This window comes from Paenibacillus sp. YAF4_2 (genome assembly GCF_052113225.1).
Lineage (GTDB): Bacteria > Bacillota > Bacilli > Paenibacillales > Paenibacillaceae > Pristimantibacillus.
In genome coordinates this window covers 242,353-259,915 of sequence record NZ_JBFRCT010000007.1, presented here as the reverse complement: position 1 = coordinate 259,915, position 17,563 = coordinate 242,353, and the positions used below count along the sequence as shown (strand labels likewise).

General features: G+C 50.9%; 13 protein-coding genes. 2 read left to right on the top strand and 11 right to left on the bottom strand.

Annotated features, from left to right (window positions below):
- Positions 1 to 135 precede the first annotated feature (135 nt).
- Positions 136 to 2,430, bottom strand: a complete 2,295-nt coding sequence (locus AB4Y93_RS18095; RefSeq protein ID WP_441894260.1) for a beta-glucosidase — start codon at positions 2,428 to 2,430, stop codon at positions 136 to 138.
- 118 nt (positions 2,431 to 2,548) lie between these two features.
- Here AB4Y93_RS18095 and AB4Y93_RS18090 point away from each other — a divergent pair, with 118 nt between their 5' ends.
- Entirely contained in the window at positions 2,549 to 3,775 is a 1,227-nt protein-coding gene (locus AB4Y93_RS18090) for a helix-turn-helix domain-containing protein (RefSeq protein ID WP_441894259.1), read from the top strand.
- Positions 3,776 to 3,836: 61 nt separating this feature from the next.
- Here the strand turns inward: AB4Y93_RS18090 and guaA are convergent, their stop codons facing one another.
- The 10 genes from guaA to AB4Y93_RS18040 all read right to left on the bottom strand — a co-directional run bounded on the left by guaA (position 3,837) and on the right by AB4Y93_RS18040 (position 16,162).
- On the bottom strand, positions 3,837 to 5,372 hold the full coding sequence (gene guaA, locus AB4Y93_RS18085) for a glutamine-hydrolyzing GMP synthase (protein ID WP_441894258.1): 1,536 nt from the start codon (positions 5,370 to 5,372) through the stop codon (positions 3,837 to 3,839).
- 118 nt (positions 5,373 to 5,490) lie between these two features.
- The gene (locus tag AB4Y93_RS18080; protein ID WP_441894257.1) at positions 5,491 to 6,360 is read right to left on the bottom strand and encodes a polysaccharide deacetylase family protein; all 870 of its coding nucleotides are present in this window, start codon (positions 6,358 to 6,360) and stop codon (positions 5,491 to 5,493) included.
- A gap of 125 nt (positions 6,361 to 6,485) precedes the next feature.
- Complete coding sequence (locus AB4Y93_RS18075; protein WP_441894256.1) at positions 6,486 to 8,957, bottom strand: DUF4129 domain-containing transglutaminase family protein; 2,472 nt, start codon at positions 8,955 to 8,957, stop codon at positions 6,486 to 6,488.
- On the bottom strand, positions 8,938 to 10,449 hold the full coding sequence (locus AB4Y93_RS18070; RefSeq protein WP_441894255.1) for a DUF58 domain-containing protein: 1,512 nt from the start codon (positions 10,447 to 10,449) through the stop codon (positions 8,938 to 8,940). The genes AB4Y93_RS18075 and AB4Y93_RS18070 overlap by 20 nt, the downstream gene beginning before the upstream one ends.
- Positions 10,446 to 11,480: an AAA family ATPase gene (locus tag AB4Y93_RS18065; RefSeq protein WP_441894254.1), complete on the bottom strand. Its 1,035-nt coding sequence runs from the start codon at positions 11,478 to 11,480 to the stop codon at positions 10,446 to 10,448. The genes AB4Y93_RS18070 and AB4Y93_RS18065 overlap by 4 nt, the downstream gene beginning before the upstream one ends.
- A 65-nt stretch (positions 11,481 to 11,545) precedes the next feature.
- Entirely contained in the window at positions 11,546 to 12,832 is a 1,287-nt protein-coding gene (locus tag AB4Y93_RS18060) for a polysaccharide deacetylase family protein (RefSeq protein ID WP_441894253.1), read from the bottom strand.
- A 142-nt stretch (positions 12,833 to 12,974) separates the two neighbouring features.
- The gene (gene bcp / locus AB4Y93_RS18055) at positions 12,975 to 13,442 is read right to left on the bottom strand and encodes a thioredoxin-dependent thiol peroxidase (protein ID WP_441894252.1); all 468 of its coding nucleotides are present in this window, start codon (positions 13,440 to 13,442) and stop codon (positions 12,975 to 12,977) included.
- A gap of 48 nt (positions 13,443 to 13,490) precedes the next feature.
- Positions 13,491 to 14,282, bottom strand: coding sequence for an ABC transporter permease (locus AB4Y93_RS18050; protein WP_441894251.1), 792 nt, complete (start codon positions 14,280 to 14,282; stop codon positions 13,491 to 13,493).
- Between the two features lie 6 nt (positions 14,283 to 14,288).
- Positions 14,289 to 15,083, bottom strand: coding sequence for an ABC transporter permease (locus tag AB4Y93_RS18045; RefSeq protein ID WP_441894250.1), 795 nt, complete (start codon positions 15,081 to 15,083; stop codon positions 14,289 to 14,291).
- On the bottom strand, positions 15,080 to 16,162 hold the full coding sequence (locus AB4Y93_RS18040; protein WP_441894249.1) for an ABC transporter ATP-binding protein: 1,083 nt from the start codon (positions 16,160 to 16,162) through the stop codon (positions 15,080 to 15,082). Before AB4Y93_RS18040 ends, AB4Y93_RS18045 begins: the two co-directional genes overlap by 4 nt.
- 247 nt (positions 16,163 to 16,409) lie before the next feature.
- Here AB4Y93_RS18040 and AB4Y93_RS18035 point away from each other — a divergent pair, with 247 nt between their 5' ends.
- Entirely contained in the window at positions 16,410 to 17,462 is a 1,053-nt protein-coding gene (locus AB4Y93_RS18035) for an LCP family glycopolymer transferase (protein ID WP_441894248.1), read from the top strand.
- Positions 17,463 to 17,563 lie beyond the last annotated feature (101 nt).

The following is a 17,563-nucleotide window of genomic DNA, read 5'->3' as shown; positions in this document are numbered from 1 at the left end:
AAGCCATTCTTGCTTCGTAAGCATTAACTCTATCGCGCTAGATTATTTATCGTTCATCAGTATCATAACGAACTAGAGTCAAACTCTCTTTCGCGTAACCGACATCATCCTTTTGAATTTCCGCACATTACGAGATTAAAGTTGATTAAGCTGAGCAAGCAGTCCATCCAGCATCTCGTCCGTAAAAGCACCTTGGCTGAAAGAAACCATAGCGCGCAGCGGCATGTATTTCATCATCTCGGCAAACATCTCGCCCATGCCTTCGCCCAGTGCATCTTTCATTGAATCGCTGTCCATCGAAGCTCCCATACCTGACTGGAAGCTCTGAATCAACCCTTGTACAACCGGCGCTCTGTCTGGATCGCTCATCAGATCGGCAAGCAGCGTACTGCGGTCGACTGTTGTTTTCACTTTAACGGTAGATTCGATGTATACGGTATCGCTCAGCACAATATTTTCAGAGGAACGTCCGAGCAGAATAGCAAAATCCCCGGACTCCACATGCCAGTCTTTTAATTGCACGTTGTAATAGGCGAAAGAGCGTTTGTCCAGCGTCAGCGTTACCGTCGTTTTCTCGCCAGGCTGCAGTTCAACCTTGGCGAACTGTTTCAGCTCTTTCTCAGGACGTATAACAGTGCTCTCCGCGTCGCGCACATAGAGCTGAACGATTTCTTTTCCCGCATGAGCGCCGGTATTCTGCACGGTCACCTGTACATTCAAAGTATCCGTATCCTGCATTGCCTTGCTGCTCAGCCTGAGGTCGGAATAAGCAAACGTCGTATAGCTAAGTCCGTGTCCAAAAGGAAACAGCGGCTTTACCTGCTTCGAGTCGTAATAACGGTACCCGACAAACATCCCCTCGCGGTATTCCACGCGGTTGCCTTCTCCAGGGAAGAACAGAAATGACGGGTTGTCACTAAGCTTCATAGGGAACGTCTCGGCCAGCTTGCCGCTTGGATTCACAATGCCGAACAACACATCCGCAATCGCGCCGCCAACGGCTTGACCTCCCAAATAAGCTTCCAGCACCGATCCCGCTTGACCGATCCAAGGCATCTCGACCGGTGAACCGTTTAATAGAACAACCACCACATTGCTTTGCACGCCGGCAATAGCCTCAATGAGCTGATTTTGATTTGCAGGCATCCGCAGGTGCTTGCGGTCATAACCCTCGGATTCATAGCGGTCCGGTAATCCCGCGAAGATAATTGCGGCATCGGCGCCTTTGGCTGCTTCAATCGCCTGTTCAAGCAAACTCTCGTCGGTATCGTCTTTATCCACATGATAGCCTTGTGCGTACACGACGGCTGCGGCATCACCCGCAAGCGTTTGAATTTCCTCAAACGGCACATCGATCTGCGTTGGTTTAATATGAGAACTACCCCCGCCTTGATATCTTGGCTTTTGCGCAAACGCACCAATTACAGCGAGCTTTTTGTTTTGCGCCAAAGGGAGCAGATTGTGTTCATTTTTCAGCAGCACCATCGTTTCCCCGGCAACCTTCCGGGCGAGCGTATGATGCGCCGCACGGTCGTAATCGGCACCTGGCCTCTTGTTATCCACGCTTTTAAAAATAAGATGCAAAATTCGTTCCACCGCGCGGTCGAGCACCTCTTCGGACAGCTGGCCGCCTTGAACAGCCTCCACAATTTTACGATCGTTAACGCCGCCGCTTGATGGCATCTCCAGCTCTTGACCTGCAGCGAGGCCATCCACTCGATTGTTGTTCGCCCCCCAGTCCGTCACGACCAAGCCCTCATGGCCCCATTCATCCTTCAGAATATCAGTAAGCAAGTAAGAATTTTCGGATGCGTACGTACCGTTCACCTTGTTATAAGCACTCATGACCGTCCAAGGCTGAGCCTTGCGCACAGCGCCTTCGAAGCTGGCCAAATAAATTTCGCGCAGCGTACGCTCATCAACAACCGCATCTACGCCCATCCGGCGGTGCTCCTGGTTGTTCACCGCAAAATGCTTCAGCGAAGTGCCAACGCCTTGGCTCTGAACACCGTTAATGTGGCTGGCTGCAATCTCGGAGGATAGATAAGGATCTTCGGAAAAATATTCGAAGTTCCGTCCGCATAGCGGCGAACGTTTAATATTGGCACCGGGTCCAAGCAAGACGGCGATATCCTCTGCCTGACATTCTTCGCCAAGCGCCACTCCGACGCTGCCGATCAGCTCGCGGTCCCAGGAGCTTGCCATCCCGGCAGCAGAAGGAAAGCAGGTAGCAGGAACGCTTTCGAAAATGCCAAGATGATCGGTTCCTCCTTGCTGCTTACGCAGTCCATGCGGTCCGTCTGTCACCATAATGCTCGGGATGCCTAAACGCTCAACACCCTTCAGACGCCAAAAATCGAGGCCCGAGCACATGCCCGCTTTTTCTTCCAATGTCATTTCGGACAGAATAGCCTGAATATCACGCTTCACTTGAAATCCCCCTTAAAATCCATCGTTATCACAAATTACAATTTTATTTTCGCATGAATGCGCTTACTTTTATGGTATAATAGTCAGAAAAATTGTACAGTTCTGGGGTGGATATATCGTGGAGACTGCCATTTATTCACGCAATCTTTCTCATTTATGCAAACTCATTCAGGAGAGCTGCCAGCTGCCGGTCTTTTATACCCAGAACAATCAGCCTTCTGCTGAAGCTGCCGTAGCAGGCATTCCTTTAAGTCCGCTATTTCCCGGATTGGAGGAGCTTGTTCAATCGCTTCTCACGCTGGAGACGGTATATCCCCTGATTCGCACGACAAACTTCTGGGAACAATTCATCATTATTCCCATCAAGCATAGCGGTCCGGATAAAGCGTTCATCGTAATCGGGCCATCCATTCAAGAGCTTCCGTCAGAGGAGCATGTGTCCAAGCAATTATGCGATTATCAAATCTCCTACCGGGAAAAACCGGTCTGGTMGGCCTATTGGAAAAGCTTGCCCAGAGTGAACCGGATGCGTCTGCTGCATATTTGCGTTATGGCTAACCTGCTTGTAAATCAGGAGATGCTGGAGATCACTGAAGTGCTTCAATATGGCTTCAAGTATGCACAGCCAAGAGACTTCAAGAATGAGTTAGAGCTGACCATCTCCGCTCACCGGGAGTCCTTGATTCTTCATCAGAGCATTGAGGAGGAAAGAAAGTTTTTTCATATGATCCGAGTAGGTGATACAGCCGGGTTAATGATCAAATTAGCGGAGTTTCCCTATGACGGGGCTGGCGTGTTGTCCAAACGCAGTCATGTCCGCAGTAAGAAAAACTTGGCGATTTGCGGCATTGCGCTTGGGATGCGGGCGGCGATTGAAGGAGGCCTTTACGAGGAACAGGCATACATGCTGAGTGATTTGTATATCCAACAAATTGAAGAGCTTCATGATGTCCAGACGGTGGAGGCTGCAATGGCAGGTGCATTGCTGGATTTTGCGGAGAGGGTCGTGCAAAGCCGGAGTCATGTTCTATCCAAACCGGTCAGGGCTTGCCGGGAATACATTTATACCCATCTCTACGAGGATATCACGGTAGACAAGCTGGCCGCGCTGTCGGGGCTGAACAGCAGCTACCTCATGCACTTGTTTAAGAAAGAGACCGGCCAGACATTAACGGGCTATATTAAAAAGGAGCGGATCGAGGAGGCAAAAAAGCTGCTTCAAATGACTGGCGATACGATTTCCTCCATCGGGTCTCGCCTTGGTTTTTACGATCAGGCACACTTCATCAAAGTATTTAAAAAATACGCGGGAACAACGCCGAAGCATTATCGGGCTACTTTGTAGATAAAATAAGGGGCTGTCCCATCAATCCTGGGACAGCCCCTACTCTTTTACTATCTATAGCCTATTCCCACTCAATTGTTGCAGGTGGTTTCGACGTTACGTCGTAAACGATACGGTTTACGTTGTCGACTTCGTTAACGATACGAACGGAGATTTTCTCGAGAACATCCCAAGGGATACGTGCCCAGTCAGCTGTCATGCCGTCGATGGACGTTACTGCGCGGATGCCGACAGTGTACGAGTACGTACGAGCGTCACCCATAACCCCAACGGACTTCATGCCAGGCAGAGCGGTGAAGTACTGCCAAATTTCACGATCAAGACCTGCTTTGACAATCTCTTCGCGCAGAATCGCATCGGATTCGCGAACGATGTGCAGCTTGTCTTCTGTTACTTCGCCAAGTACACGGATTGCAAGACCTGGACCTGGGAACGGTTGACGCCAAACGATCTCAGAAGGAAGGCCACACTCTTCGCCGACTTTACGAACTTCGTCTTTGAACAATGCTTTAAGCGGCTCAACGAGCTTGAACTTGATGTCTTCAGGCAATCCGCCAACGTTGTGGTGGGATTTGATCGTTTGAGCTGTAGCTGTACCACTCTCTACGATATCGGTGTAGAGCGTGCCTTGAGCCAGGAATTCGAAATCATCGAACTTCGCGGATTCTTCTTGGAAGACGTAGATGAATTCGTTACCGATGATTTTACGTTTTTGCTCAGGGTCATCGACGCCTGCCAATTTGCCCATGAAGCGGTCACGCGCATCGATCTTCACAACCTTCATGTCGAACTTGCCAACGAAGGTTTCCATAACGCCTTCTGCTTCGCCTTTACGCAGCAGACCATGGTCGATGAACATACAAGTCAGTTGATCGCCGATTGCTTTGTGAAGCAGGATCGCTACAACGGAAGAATCAACGCCGCCGGACAAGGCGCAAAGTACTTTTTTATCGCCAACTTCGTTGCGAATTTCTTGGATCGTATCCTCGATGAACGATTCCATCGTCCAGTTGCCTTCGCAGCCACAGATGTTGTACAGGAAGTTACGGATCATTTCGTTGCCATACACAGAGTGACGAACCTCTGGATGGAATTGTACCGCATAGAACTTACGGTCAGCGTTACTCATTGCTGCGATTGGAGCATGCTCTGTGCTTGCGTCGACGCGGAAGCCCGCAGGCGGCTCGACAACAAGGTCACTATGGCTCATCCATACTGTTTGACGTGCTTCAAGGCCTTCTGCCAGATGGCTGCCTGCTGCGAAGTCAACTTCTGCTTTACCGTACTCGCGTTTGCCTGCACGCTCAACTTTACCTTCGAGCTGATGGGACATCAGCTGCATGCCGTAGCAAATACCAAAGATTGGCACTCCAAGATCGTAGATGGCTGGATCAACGAGCGGAGATTTTTCTTCATAAACGCTTGCCGGTCCTCCCGAGAATACGATACCTTTCGGCTGTAGTTCACGGATCCGTTCTACCGACGTGTTAAATGGCAGCAGTTCGCTGTAAACGCCCAAGTCGCGAATGCGGCGTGCGATCAGCTGGTTGTATTGTCCTCCGAAGTCGAGAACAATGATAATTTCATTCTTGTTCATTACCGAGCCTCCCTCAATTAATGTAGTAATTATATATATAGCCCTTTGGACGAGTCAAGGTAGGGGAGCAGGGCAATACTCGATTTATGTCGGCTAGAGTTGACGATATTCCGAACTCCTACTGTAAATGAATGAGATCCGGTACCGTTACGAACTCCAAGTTCTTTTTCTTCAGTTCAGCAATTACGCGGTGAAGCGCTTCGACTGACCCTGTCAGGTCCTCTCCCTCACCACCTGCGGAATGCTGTAAAATGATGCTGCCAGCCTTGGTCGCATCCATAATATTGGTATACACCTCGTCTGCACTTAAGCCTTTCCAATCCAGGGAATCTACGTTCCAATTGATGATTTTTTTCTCCATGCTTGCAAGCCATTCGATCTGATTCTCCGTAACGCCTCCGTAAGGTGGCCTTATAAGCGAAGGCCGGTGGCCGAAATACGTTTGGACAAGCTTGTCCGTGCGGTCAACTTCGTCCCTGAAATCCTCATCGGACAGCTTCAAATAATTCGGATGGCTGTAGGAATGGTTGCCGATGGCATGTCCTTCATTCACCATGCGCTGGAAAATATCCGGATTCGCTTCAATCCGGTTACCCACGACAAAAAAAGTCGCATGAACACCTGCTTTCTTGAGTTCGTCGAGCACCAGCGGGGTAAAAGTCTCATCTGGGCCGTCATCAAAGGTAAGCGCGACTCGGTTCTCCTTGGAGCTGCCCTGCAGCAAAAAAGTGCTTTTATATTTCTCGCGTAATTCCGCGAGTGTCAGAGGCTCCTCTTTGCGGACTTCTTTTTCCGATCCATCCACCAGTTCAGGGGTATCATCATTATCCTCGATTTGAATCGGCACTCCCTCTTCATTCGAGTAAGCATCAGGCTGTGGAAGCGGCTCTTTACCGCGATTATGCTCATTTCCTGAGTGACTGCCGCATCCCGCTGCTGCAAGTGCTAACATGCCGCCAATAATGAAAACCACTAACCCTCTAATCATGGAAAATCCCCCTTCTGTACGTAGTCGTGTCGTAGTTTTCCATTTTATTAGAATGGCAACTGGCGTAGAGTCTATGCATGATCGCAAAAAAGCCCGCCCCCCATCAATCAGGGGACGGGCTTATGTTATTCAGCTGCATGAACGGCTGCCGACGTGCCTGTTCTGCGGGGCTTGCCAAGCAGCGCTTGAATTGCGGCGGCAAGCTCCTCCGGAGGCGGGGCTTGCCAGTCGCCCCGCTGTCCGAATCTGGCCGCATCGTCCCAAGCGATGAACCGCCTGAGCGCATCGGCGCGCGCGCCGGGTATCGACGCCGATACGGTGTCCGCGTATTCGCGCGCGGTGTGCTGCGGCGGCCGCACGAGAATGCGGCGGCCGAGCAGTATCCAAGTCGCGGCGGATACTGCCGCGAACTGCTCTTGCACGGCGGCGGCGCGGCCAGCGGCATGCGCCGCCTGGTACCGGCGCAGCGCCAGCGCGAGGCGCAGCCGCTTGCGCTGCGCCGCTGCCGCTAGAGCGGCCGCGAGCAACAGCGCGGCCGCGCCTGCGGCGGCTATGGCGGCGGGCGAAGCCGCCGCCGCACCGCTTGCGGCGCTCTGCGCCGCCTCCGCGAGGGCATCCGCCCCTCGCGACACCGCCGAGGCTGCGCGTTCCGCCGCAGCCTGGGCCCGCGCCAGCATGCCGTCCGTTCCGGAACCGGCATGCTCTGGCGCAGAAGCATCGGCATTACCCGCCGATGCTACCCCGTCCGACGCCGCGTTAACTCCGGCGTCGGCATCCACAGGCCCCATACCGCCGGCAAAACCCGGCGTTGGATCAAACGGCACCCAGCCTGCGCCGGGGAAGTACACCTCTACCCAAGCGTGCGCATCCTTGGCACGCACATTGTAGAGGGTCCCGGCTGCGCTGGTCTCCTCGAAGCCCGCCGTAGTTACCGGCGTGCCGGACACAAAACCTTTTACCCATCTCGCAGGAATGCCTTCTTCCCGAAGCAGGACAACCATTGCGCTAGAGAAATGCACGCAATAACCGCGCAACTGCTCGAACAAGAAGTAATCGACGAAGTCTGCTCCCTTAGGCGGAACCGCGCTGTCGAGCGAATATTTGTAGTTGTTCTTCAAATACTGCTCTACCGCTTTGACCCGGTCGTATTGACTCGTCATGCCCGCTCCAGCGATCTCATCCGCTAATGCCTTTACACGACTTGGAATGGAATCGGGCAGCTGCAAATACTCCGAGAGATCTGCTTCATCCGCCGCTGTATTCAGCGCCGCCGTATTTCCTTCGAAGGTTGAGCGGTCAGAGCTGCGGAGTACGGATACATCGGTAACCGGAAGCCTGCTCTCAACGGTATACCTCTCTACCTTAGCCTCTTTATCAGCCGCGTACAGCGTATCGGCCAGCTCATCTTCGACATACGTGCTTAACTGCCGCTTCGGATCAATTGCCGACAAGCTTACCACACGACCCGAGCTTCCTGCGAAAAAGAGTGGCAGCCCTTGAGCCGCCGATGGCTCTTTCATCACTACAGTCTGCTTAATGATCTGATTATCCGTATCGGTGCTAATGGTGACCTCCGAGATCTTATCGCCGTTTTCTACCGGATGCAGCACTTTCCCGCTCCAGCTATTGCTCCAGCCGCGGCCGTCATAAATGGATTTGGACTCACCCCGCCAGTAGGTCTGAACCGGAGAAAAACCATTAAAGACAACCGTATCATCCGGCGTGATAGATGCTCCAAGCTCACTATCGTCAAAGCCATATCCCGTAACGGAAAGTTTTTGTCCCGCTGTGCCGGCTGCTGCCTGCATCGCCGCGGAATAATCGGCTTTCCCAAGCTCAATCATAGTCTGCTCCAGACGATTCGCTGCGGTTACCGTCCATGCAGCTGGCTCTGTTTGCCTTGGCTGGCCGCTCGACAGCAGCATGCCGATACCTACACATAGCAGCACGAGAAATTCACCAGCGGCAAGCCATTTCGGATGAATCTGCCGATCATACTCACTGCTGCCGCCATGCAGACGTTTGACCCTTGCGATGGTGACAACTGCCCCCAGCAAAAGTCCTTCAGCAGATGTACGCAGCAATCCATCAAAGACATCCATCCCTACCCATATATGCAGCGTTAGCAAATAGGCCGCGGTAATAGCGGTTAGCCCCAAGGCTACCTGCCTCATCCATACCAGCGCCTGCAAAGCAGGAGCCAGCATCGCCCAACCCACGAACAACAACAGTGTCCTTAGTTCATTACTCATTGTCCACATACCATAGATAAACAGCTGCTTGATATCCTCCATAAGCAGTTGCGGATAATGAACGAGCCATTGCAATGCGTTCTGGTCGTCACCTTTAAATAAAAGCATAAGGGTGATAAGGCATAATACGCCATTCATCAGCAGCGACATATACCAAGTAGGACGGAAAAGCCCCGCTATCATCACACAGCCTACAACAACAAGAAGTGGACCAACCTGGTACACATCCGCCCATTCCCCGTAACGGAGCCATGGAAGCATCCATTCCGCTAATAAGCCAAACAGCAGAACCGTTGTCAGCAGTCGGAAGCCAAGCGAGCCGTTCTCATGATTGATCCCTCGCATACTTGATGCCTCCTTCCACCACTTGCGGCTGCTGGTTCATCTGCTCTGGATAAGCAAGCCAGTTCAGAACAATTCCTGCCTGCTCGAGAAGCCTTTGCTGCTCACGCATCGCATAGGTCAACACCAACTGCTTCGTTACCAAATGGAGCTCCAAGCGGCAGCCCTGATCGGCGGCATAAGCAGCGAGCTGGGTCCAGCTTTGACCGTTTTTCCAATCCGCCGTAAAAACATGGATCATCCCGCCCGGCTTCAATCCGCCAAGCTCAGACCGCAAGATCTCTGCTGTGACAGCCGTACTGGCAAGCTCCAGCTTAGCTAGCAGCTCCAAATGAGCTTTTGTCTGCTGGGACAAGCTTCCCCGCCGCGCATTCTCTTTTCGCGACGACTTTGCCTTTGCCTCGTTATCCTTCTTTGGTTGTTTCGCTGCTCCTGCTGTCGCTGTGATCAGCCGTACTTCGCAGCCTTCTGAAGCCGCTCGCTCTATAGCACGGGCTGTCCACCCGAGACAGGCATCAAACAGACGACCATCCTGACTGTAGGCGGCACCAAATGTATCCGCAATGACGATCACTTCTGCCGGCTGTTCGAGCATATGCTGCTTCGTGAACATGCCACGTCCTTTGGCTGCGGCACGCCAATTGATATGACGAAGAGAGTCTCCCTCGCGGTAAGGCCTGCTGTCTGGCCCAATCCCTGATTGCTGAATCAGCTTATCCACCACAGACTCGCTGATCTCTCCACTATCGCTTATATAGGCTGATGAGGAATCCCCAGATATCTGCTCAGCTATCGCTCCATGTAATCGCCCCGCGCGTTTTACGATCTCTTCCGGCAGTGCAGGGAGTGCAAGCAGCATCCCTGGACATGCCAGCTTGCGATGAATGGCCGTAAGGCCCAGCCAATCGCCAACGGTTACCGTTACCTGATCGAACTGATGCTCTCCACGTCTGACTCCAAGCATGGAGTAGTTAATTTGCACCTCTTTTTGAAACAATGGCATTACAATATATCGATAGTCCAGACGTGTTTTCTCTTTCGAGCTCGTATTCACCATGCCATCATGAACAGCCAGCCAGGCGAACGGAATCACAGCAGATCGCTTTATCGTAAGCCGAACATCCGCCTTACCGCCGTCCTTCACCTGCTGGACCTGAATGGTTCGGTTGATGGAAAGGCCAATTACTGAAAGCAATGGCAGCGCAATCGAAATGATTGGCAAGAAGCTGAGCACAATCAGCATATACATTTCCACAGCTCCGCCCTTGGTAAGAACAGCTGATAAGCTTATAGACCAGCCTATCGCTATGATCAGCCAAGCTACCCACCGGGTGCGGTAATACAGCTTACCTGTTTTCTCAAACAATGGCATTTGATCATCAAGCTGCGATTGCGATACATTCTTTGAAGAAGTACCTGCCTGAGTTCCTTGCGTCCTATGCCCCTGAGAAGGATCCGTTACTGCCAAATCCGAATCATTCCGCTGCGCCTTCATCTGTGTCTCCCTGTCATAGAGGCAGGAGCAATCGATGCCGGCAGTGGTGTAGTTCGCATAATACGCGTTAACGCTTCTGACGCTCTTCTTCCACCAGCAGCTATTCCGTTCAAACGATGCGTCAGAACAACCTCTCCAGTTGCAAACAAATCATCTGGCAGTACATATCGTCTGCCTTCAACGTAGGCTCTGGCTTGCGCTGCACGCAGCCAATCCCGTCCCGCACGAGGGCTTAAGCCTAGCTCCAGCTCAGGTGAACGTCTTGTCGCATCCGTCACTTTTGCCATATATTCGAGCAGCCCGGGATGAACATGTCCGAGACGTGCCTCGCGCTGCATCCGCAGCCATTCCTCCAGCATAAGCACTGGCCTCAGTTGATGAGGCTCGGGTCTTGAGCCAGCCGCATACTGCTCCAGCATCCTCGCTTCATTCTCCATAGACGGATAACCGATGGACAGCCGCATCATGAAACGATCCAGCTGCGCTTCCGGCAGCGTATTGGTTCCTTCATAACTTAATGGATTTTGCGTGGCAATCAATACGAACGGCTCAGGCAGCTTGCGCGTCTCTCCCTCAATACTGATGCGCCGCTCCTCCATTGCCTCCAGCAGAGCCGACTGTGTACGTGGTGAAGTACGGTTGATTTCGTCTGCAAGGACAATATTGGCCATAATTGGCCCTGGCCGATAGACAAGCTCACTGATCCGGCTGTCCCAGACCGAGCCGCCAATGACATCTGCAGGCAGCATATCTGAAGTGAACTGGATCCGCTTGAATTCACCGCCAAGAACGCGTGCACAAGCGCTTGCCAGCATCGTTTTCCCCACACCTGGAACATCCTCCAGCAGCACATGACCACCAGCTAGCATAGCTGTGATAAGATGGGTAACCGTTTCTTTTTTCCCTAGCAAAACATGATCTATTCTATGAATAAGTCTCTGCAGCAGCACCTGCGGTGGTTCCGGCCATGGCTGAGCTTCCTGTCTCCCGGGCGACGATCCTTCGAATTTTGGCGCTATCATCTCTTTCATTCAACCTCCTGAAAAATAGCTTCTCTATCTTTCAGTATCGCCACGCGCCGCTATATTTAGACCTGCTAGATGGAGATAGAGTCTGCCCATATCTCTCTTTTATCCGTCGTAACCGTAATTTTGCTAATCCTATAATCAAACTGCTGCAGCGTATCCCTAAGCGGCACCATAACCCGGCTCGGGAACGAATGTCCGCTTCCTCCCACTTCAGCTGCTGTCCAGCTCACACTTTGGTTATTAACCATAGCCTCGACAATGCCGTTTGAGACGTCCAATCGAATAATACCTTTCAGTCCTGTCACCAATTGACGAAGAGGAACTTCGATGGTTCCATTACTCATTTGATAGTCAGCTGGGGCAAAATCAATCTCATAATCGCCCGCATGAACAACTACGCTTTGTGGGTTTGGTGCTTCTACGACTTTTCTTGTTCTAGCCATATATTGAACGAGGGTCTGTTTCTGAGCCTCAGTAACCTTCGGACGTTTCCATTTGATAGACTCCGCCAGCCGGAACTGGATAGGCTTCACTTGGTCGGTCAAGACGGCAAATTGATATCCTTTCTTTTTGAAAAAAGCAATCACTTCCGGCAAAGCCTTCACCGATTCTCCGTGAATGGAGCTGTCATGCATGAGTACAACAACTTTGCTGGATAACCTCGAGCCTTCAACCGTACTTATAATTTCGCTAGCTGGTACATTCAGCCTCGTTGAATCCCCGCTGTCCACATTCCAATCGTTTACGATATAACCTGCCTTCGCAAGCGCATCAAAATAGCCTTTGTCGAAGTTGCCAAACGTCCCGCCCGGCGCACGAACCAGATTCGTCCTAACACCCATCGCTTTATAGATTGCATCATCGGTATCCATAATCTGCTTGGCGAACGTCCCAAAGCTGCTGTACAGATCTGCATATACATGATCATACGAATGATTGCCGATCGCATGGCCCTCCAGCACAACCTGCTTGGCGATAGTCGGATAACGCTTTACCTCTTTGCCCAGCATAAAAAAGGTCCCCTTCACACCTTCCCGCTTCAGGATCGCAAGCACCTGCTTCGTCAGTTCGCTTGGCCCGTCGTCAAAGGTCAGATATACGATTGGCTTAACCTTGTCCGCAGCTTGCACGACTTCTGTGCTAGAGTCAGCTAACTGATTTAATAGAGTGAGGTTACCTTCCCCTGCAGCTATATTTTCTGATACTATTGAACGCCCGGCAGCAGTTGCTGTCTCACTCGAAAAACCTGCAAATGCCGCCTCACGAGCCGCCTCTCCTCCATTTACCGCACCAATCGCCAGCAGCCCAAACCATACAATAAATAAACATAACCCCGTCTGCATCACCAAGCGCATGAATCTGCCACCCTTCTCTATTCTCGTAATCGATCTAATAGAGTATATGAGCGGCAAATCTAGCAAATGCCCAACAGATCATATTTGTTTGTCATCAGCTGCAACAAAAAAAGCGAGCCCCATCAGGGCCCGCCTACAATTCTTATAGCTTTGCTGCCTCGTCCGCTACCTGCTGGACATGGCCTTTAATCTTCACGCCGCGCCACTCGCGGACAAGCTTGCCTTTCTCATCAATGAGAAAGGTCGAGCGGACAACGCCCATATATTCGCGGCCGTACAGCTTCTTCATCTGCCATACGCCGTATTTCTCGCACACCTTGTGCTCTTCATCCGAGAGCAGCAGGAACGGCAAGCCCTGCTTGCCGATAAACTTCTCATGCGATTTAACCGGGTCCGGGCTGATGCCCAGCACTACTGTGTTATGATCAACCATTGCCGGATACGCATCACGGAAGTCACAGGCCTGCTGCGTACAAGTCGGTGTATTGTCCTTCGGATAGAAGTAAATGACGACCTTTTTCCCGCGGTAATCACTCAGCTTCACCGTTTCTCCGTTTGATGCCGGCAGCTTAAAATCCGGCGCCTTCTTGCCAACCTCGATTGCACTCATTATTACTTTCCTCCAATACCTCACCTAACCTGCTGCTCTAGCTTCTGCCTAGGAACCCGCACCGCGGTAACGCTTCACGCCATGATTCCAAATCATAAGACCAAGCGCGAATACGATAATCCCCATGACAGGCGTGAACCATGCCAACTGAGACAAGTCATCCGTTTTCTTCTCCAAGAAGTACGAAGCCGGTATAACACCTACAAAGGCAAACGGCAGCAGCCAGGTCAAGACAAAACGAATCGTTTTATTGTAAATGTTAACCGGATATCGGCCGTAGTTCTGAACGTTATAAATAAGCGGAACGATGCCCGTTGGCGCATCCGAGAAGAAGGAGATCGCCGACAGCGCCGTATAAATGCCCGCATACACAAGCACGGCACCAAGCACGAACAGGAGCATGATCAGCACATAGTACCAATGGAAGGCTAGTCCTAGATCATTCCAGCAGACAGCCATAATGATCGCCCCAACAACCGAACCAATCAGGGATGGCGGATCGACGTTTTCCAGCAATACCTGAAACAGGTTATGTGCCGGCCGAGTTAGAATCCGGTCCATCTCACCCTTCACAATATACCGTTCACTGAAGTTCCACATCCCAAAGAAGGTTGAGAATAGGCCATACGGGATCATAAAGAAGCCGTAGACAAAGATGACTTCGGACTCCGTCCAGCCGCCTAACGTTGGCGTATGCTGGAACACGACCAGAATAAAGACCAGGTTCATCCCCTGAAACATCAGGTCCGAGATCACCTCGACCCAGAAGTCGGCACGGTAAGTCAGACGAGTCTTCGCATAGTTTTTAATATATTCCCAGAACAACACTGCATACAGCATCTAGAATTAACCTCCTTGCACGAACAGCCGCTTACGGGCTGCCCGCCAAGTAAATAGGATTGGCACAAGCAAAATAAGGAACCACAACGCCTGCAGCCCCAGAACACCCCAAGCCTCACTCATCGGGGTACGCCCTGTAAACACCGCACTTGGCAAATACGTGATCGCTTGGAAAGGCAGCCATTCCATTGTCGCCTTCAGCCAACCCGGGAAGAAAGCGATCGGGATGAGGACGCCGGAGAACAGGTCAACAAGGACCCGCTTCATCCGCATCATGCCCTCGTTATTTTCCACGAAGAAAGCCGCAAGACCGGTCAGAATGTTAAGCTGCGAATTGATAAACAGACTAAACATCAGCATGACGAAATAGATAATCCATACGGCTGGATCCTTCGGCAGCTTGACCGGGAAGAGCAGGCAGACGATAACAAGTCCAGGTCCCATAAAGAGAATGAGGCGGAACAAGCCTTCTCCGAGACCTTGCATCATTTTCACAACAAGGTACGAGTATGGCCGGATAAGCTGCATAGCAATGCTGCCATCCCTGACATCATTCGCAATCTCACGGTCAAGGTTATTGAAGTAAAAAGCGCGGGCCATCCAGGATACGGCAATGTACGTCGTCATTTGAGCTAATGTAAAGCCTTGAAGCGTCTCAGCCGAGCCAAAGATCGCCTTCCACAAGAAATAGTAAGCGCCAATATTGATGGCATAGATAATAATGCCGCTGTAATAGTTGACGCGATAAGCCAGCATCGTTAGAAACCTTATTCGGATAAAATCTACGTATGCGCTCATCATCGGAGGGAAGTCTCCTTCTCAGGCTCCACCTCAGCCTCCTGCTTTGGGGAGTCCGTATCAAGCAGCGTTGCAGCGGCTGACGCTGAAGCCGAGCCGGAACGATAAATTTCACGAACGATATCATCGGTATTTGTCTCGAGGATCTTAATATCACGGATATCCGCCCCGCCAACTACCATACCAAGCGCATCAGAAACGTTAATTGTATGCGGCAGCCACATGGAAGCCCCCTGCTCGTTCATTGTCCAGGTGACATCAAGACCTGCTGTCAGCAGCTGCAGCTTTGTCAGAGGGGTTACAGTACCGAATTGGAATTGAATTTCGCGCCCCTTGCTCCAACGATTCTTCAGCTCTTCAAGACCACCATCATATATAATGCGGCCGTCATCCAGCATAATGACACGGGAACATAACGCTTCAATATCCTGCAGGTCATGGGTGGTCAGTAGTATGGTTGTGCCTTCCTCACGGTTTAGTTCCTTTAGAAACTCACGGATTTCTGTCTTAACCACGATATCCAGACCAATCGTAGGTTCATCCAGGAACAAGATCGACGGATTATGGAGCAGCGAAGCAACCAGCTCACAGCGCATCCGCTGGCCAAGACTCAGTTTACGGACCGGACGGTTCAGCAGCTCACCTAAATCAAGGCGCTCCACCAGGTTGTCCAATCTTTTGCGGAAATCCTGTTCGGATACCCGATATACTTTACGCAGCAACTGGAAAGACTCAATAACACCAATATCCCACCACAGCTGGGAACGCTGCCCGAAGACAACACCGATCCCTCCTACAAATTTCTCACGGTCTTTGAACGGCACGTATCCATTTACCTTCAGCTGTCCCGCTGTCGGGACCAGAATACCGGTAAGCATCTTGATCGTAGTTGACTTGCCTGCACCATTCTCACCAATATAACCACAGATCTCGCCTTGCGGAATTTGGAACGAAATATCTTTAACGGCTGTAACCTCGTTATATTCACGTTTGAACAGGTCTTTTAGTGCGCCGGACAAGCCTTCTCTGTTCTTTTGCACTTTAAACTGCTTTCGCAGATCTTTGACATCAATCGCTAACATAAGCTTTAAATAATCTCCTCTCCGTTTACAACGGTCGACATTTCCCGAGGAATTATGAGTTTTTTCCAAGGGAAACGATAAAACTTGCTTCTATCCATCGTTCCGCTTTATAATTTTATGATATGTAATATTACATTAGTTATTGTTGTGCGTAAATGGCAGGCATCTTAGGTTAATCAGATCGCCTGTCTCATTTGGGTTTACACCATTTTGCAGGAGAGTTGCTGAAAGGAGCACTACTACAGTTATGGCTACACAAGCAAAAAAGAAAAGAAAACCTTGGAAATGGGTTCTCAGCGGTTTTCTCGTAGTTATAGTCCTTGGCGTCGCTGCCTTAGTATATTGGGGCACAGGCATATATAATTCATTGGACAACTTCAGCAAGTCGAAGGAAGAATCCCGCTTCGGACAATTTAATAACGAAACCGTTGAACCACCTCCGAAATGGGAGGGCACAGAACGCGTTAACATCCTGCTGCTTGGCGGTGACGCGCGCGGCTTGGAAGAAAATCAGGTGCCGCGTTCCGACTCCATTATGATCGCCTCCTTTGATCCGGTGACGAAGAAAGCTCATCTATTCTCCGTCCTGCGTGACACTTATATTGATATTGAAGGTCATGGCAAAGGGCGTATCAATACTGCTATTACGCTTGGCGGACCACAACTGGCGATGAAGACAGTTGGCGATCTGCTTGGCCTTGATATTCAGTATTATGTGTATACGGATTTCGAAGGATTCAAAGCCCTTGTCGACACGATCGGCGGCGTCTACTTCGATGTTGAAAAGGACATGCATTATACGGACAACGCGGATGAGAACAAATACGATATCGATCTGAAGAAAGGCTACCAGCTGCTTGACGGCGACAAAGCCTTGCAATACGTTCGCTTCCGTCATGACGCGATGAGTGACTTCACACGTACAGAGCGTCAGCGTGAATTTTTAGGTGCTGTAGCTGATAAGCTTAAATCCGGCTGGAACATTGTTCAGATGAAAAAAATTCTAGACAGCGTATCTCCTTACATCGAGACGAACCTGCAGGTTACCGATATGCTGAAGCTTGGACAGCTTGGCGTTGAATCCCATCTAGCTGGTACGCAGCAAGTGCCTCCAATGGATAATATTGCGGAAGAGCATGTTGGTGGTGCATCGGTTCTCGGCGTACGCGATCTGGATGAACTAAAAGCTACGGTTCAAGAAACCTTGACAAAGGATGATACAGTAGCTCCTCCATCCACTTCGCCTGGTGCGGAGAACGGAACGGATACAACAACAGATAACAGCAGCACAACACAATAAAATATAGCTTACTGAATAATAAAGGACCTCATACTCACGCTTAGCAGCGGGAACTGAGGTCCTTTTGTTTATCGGTCAGCCTATCATCATGCAGTACTCGT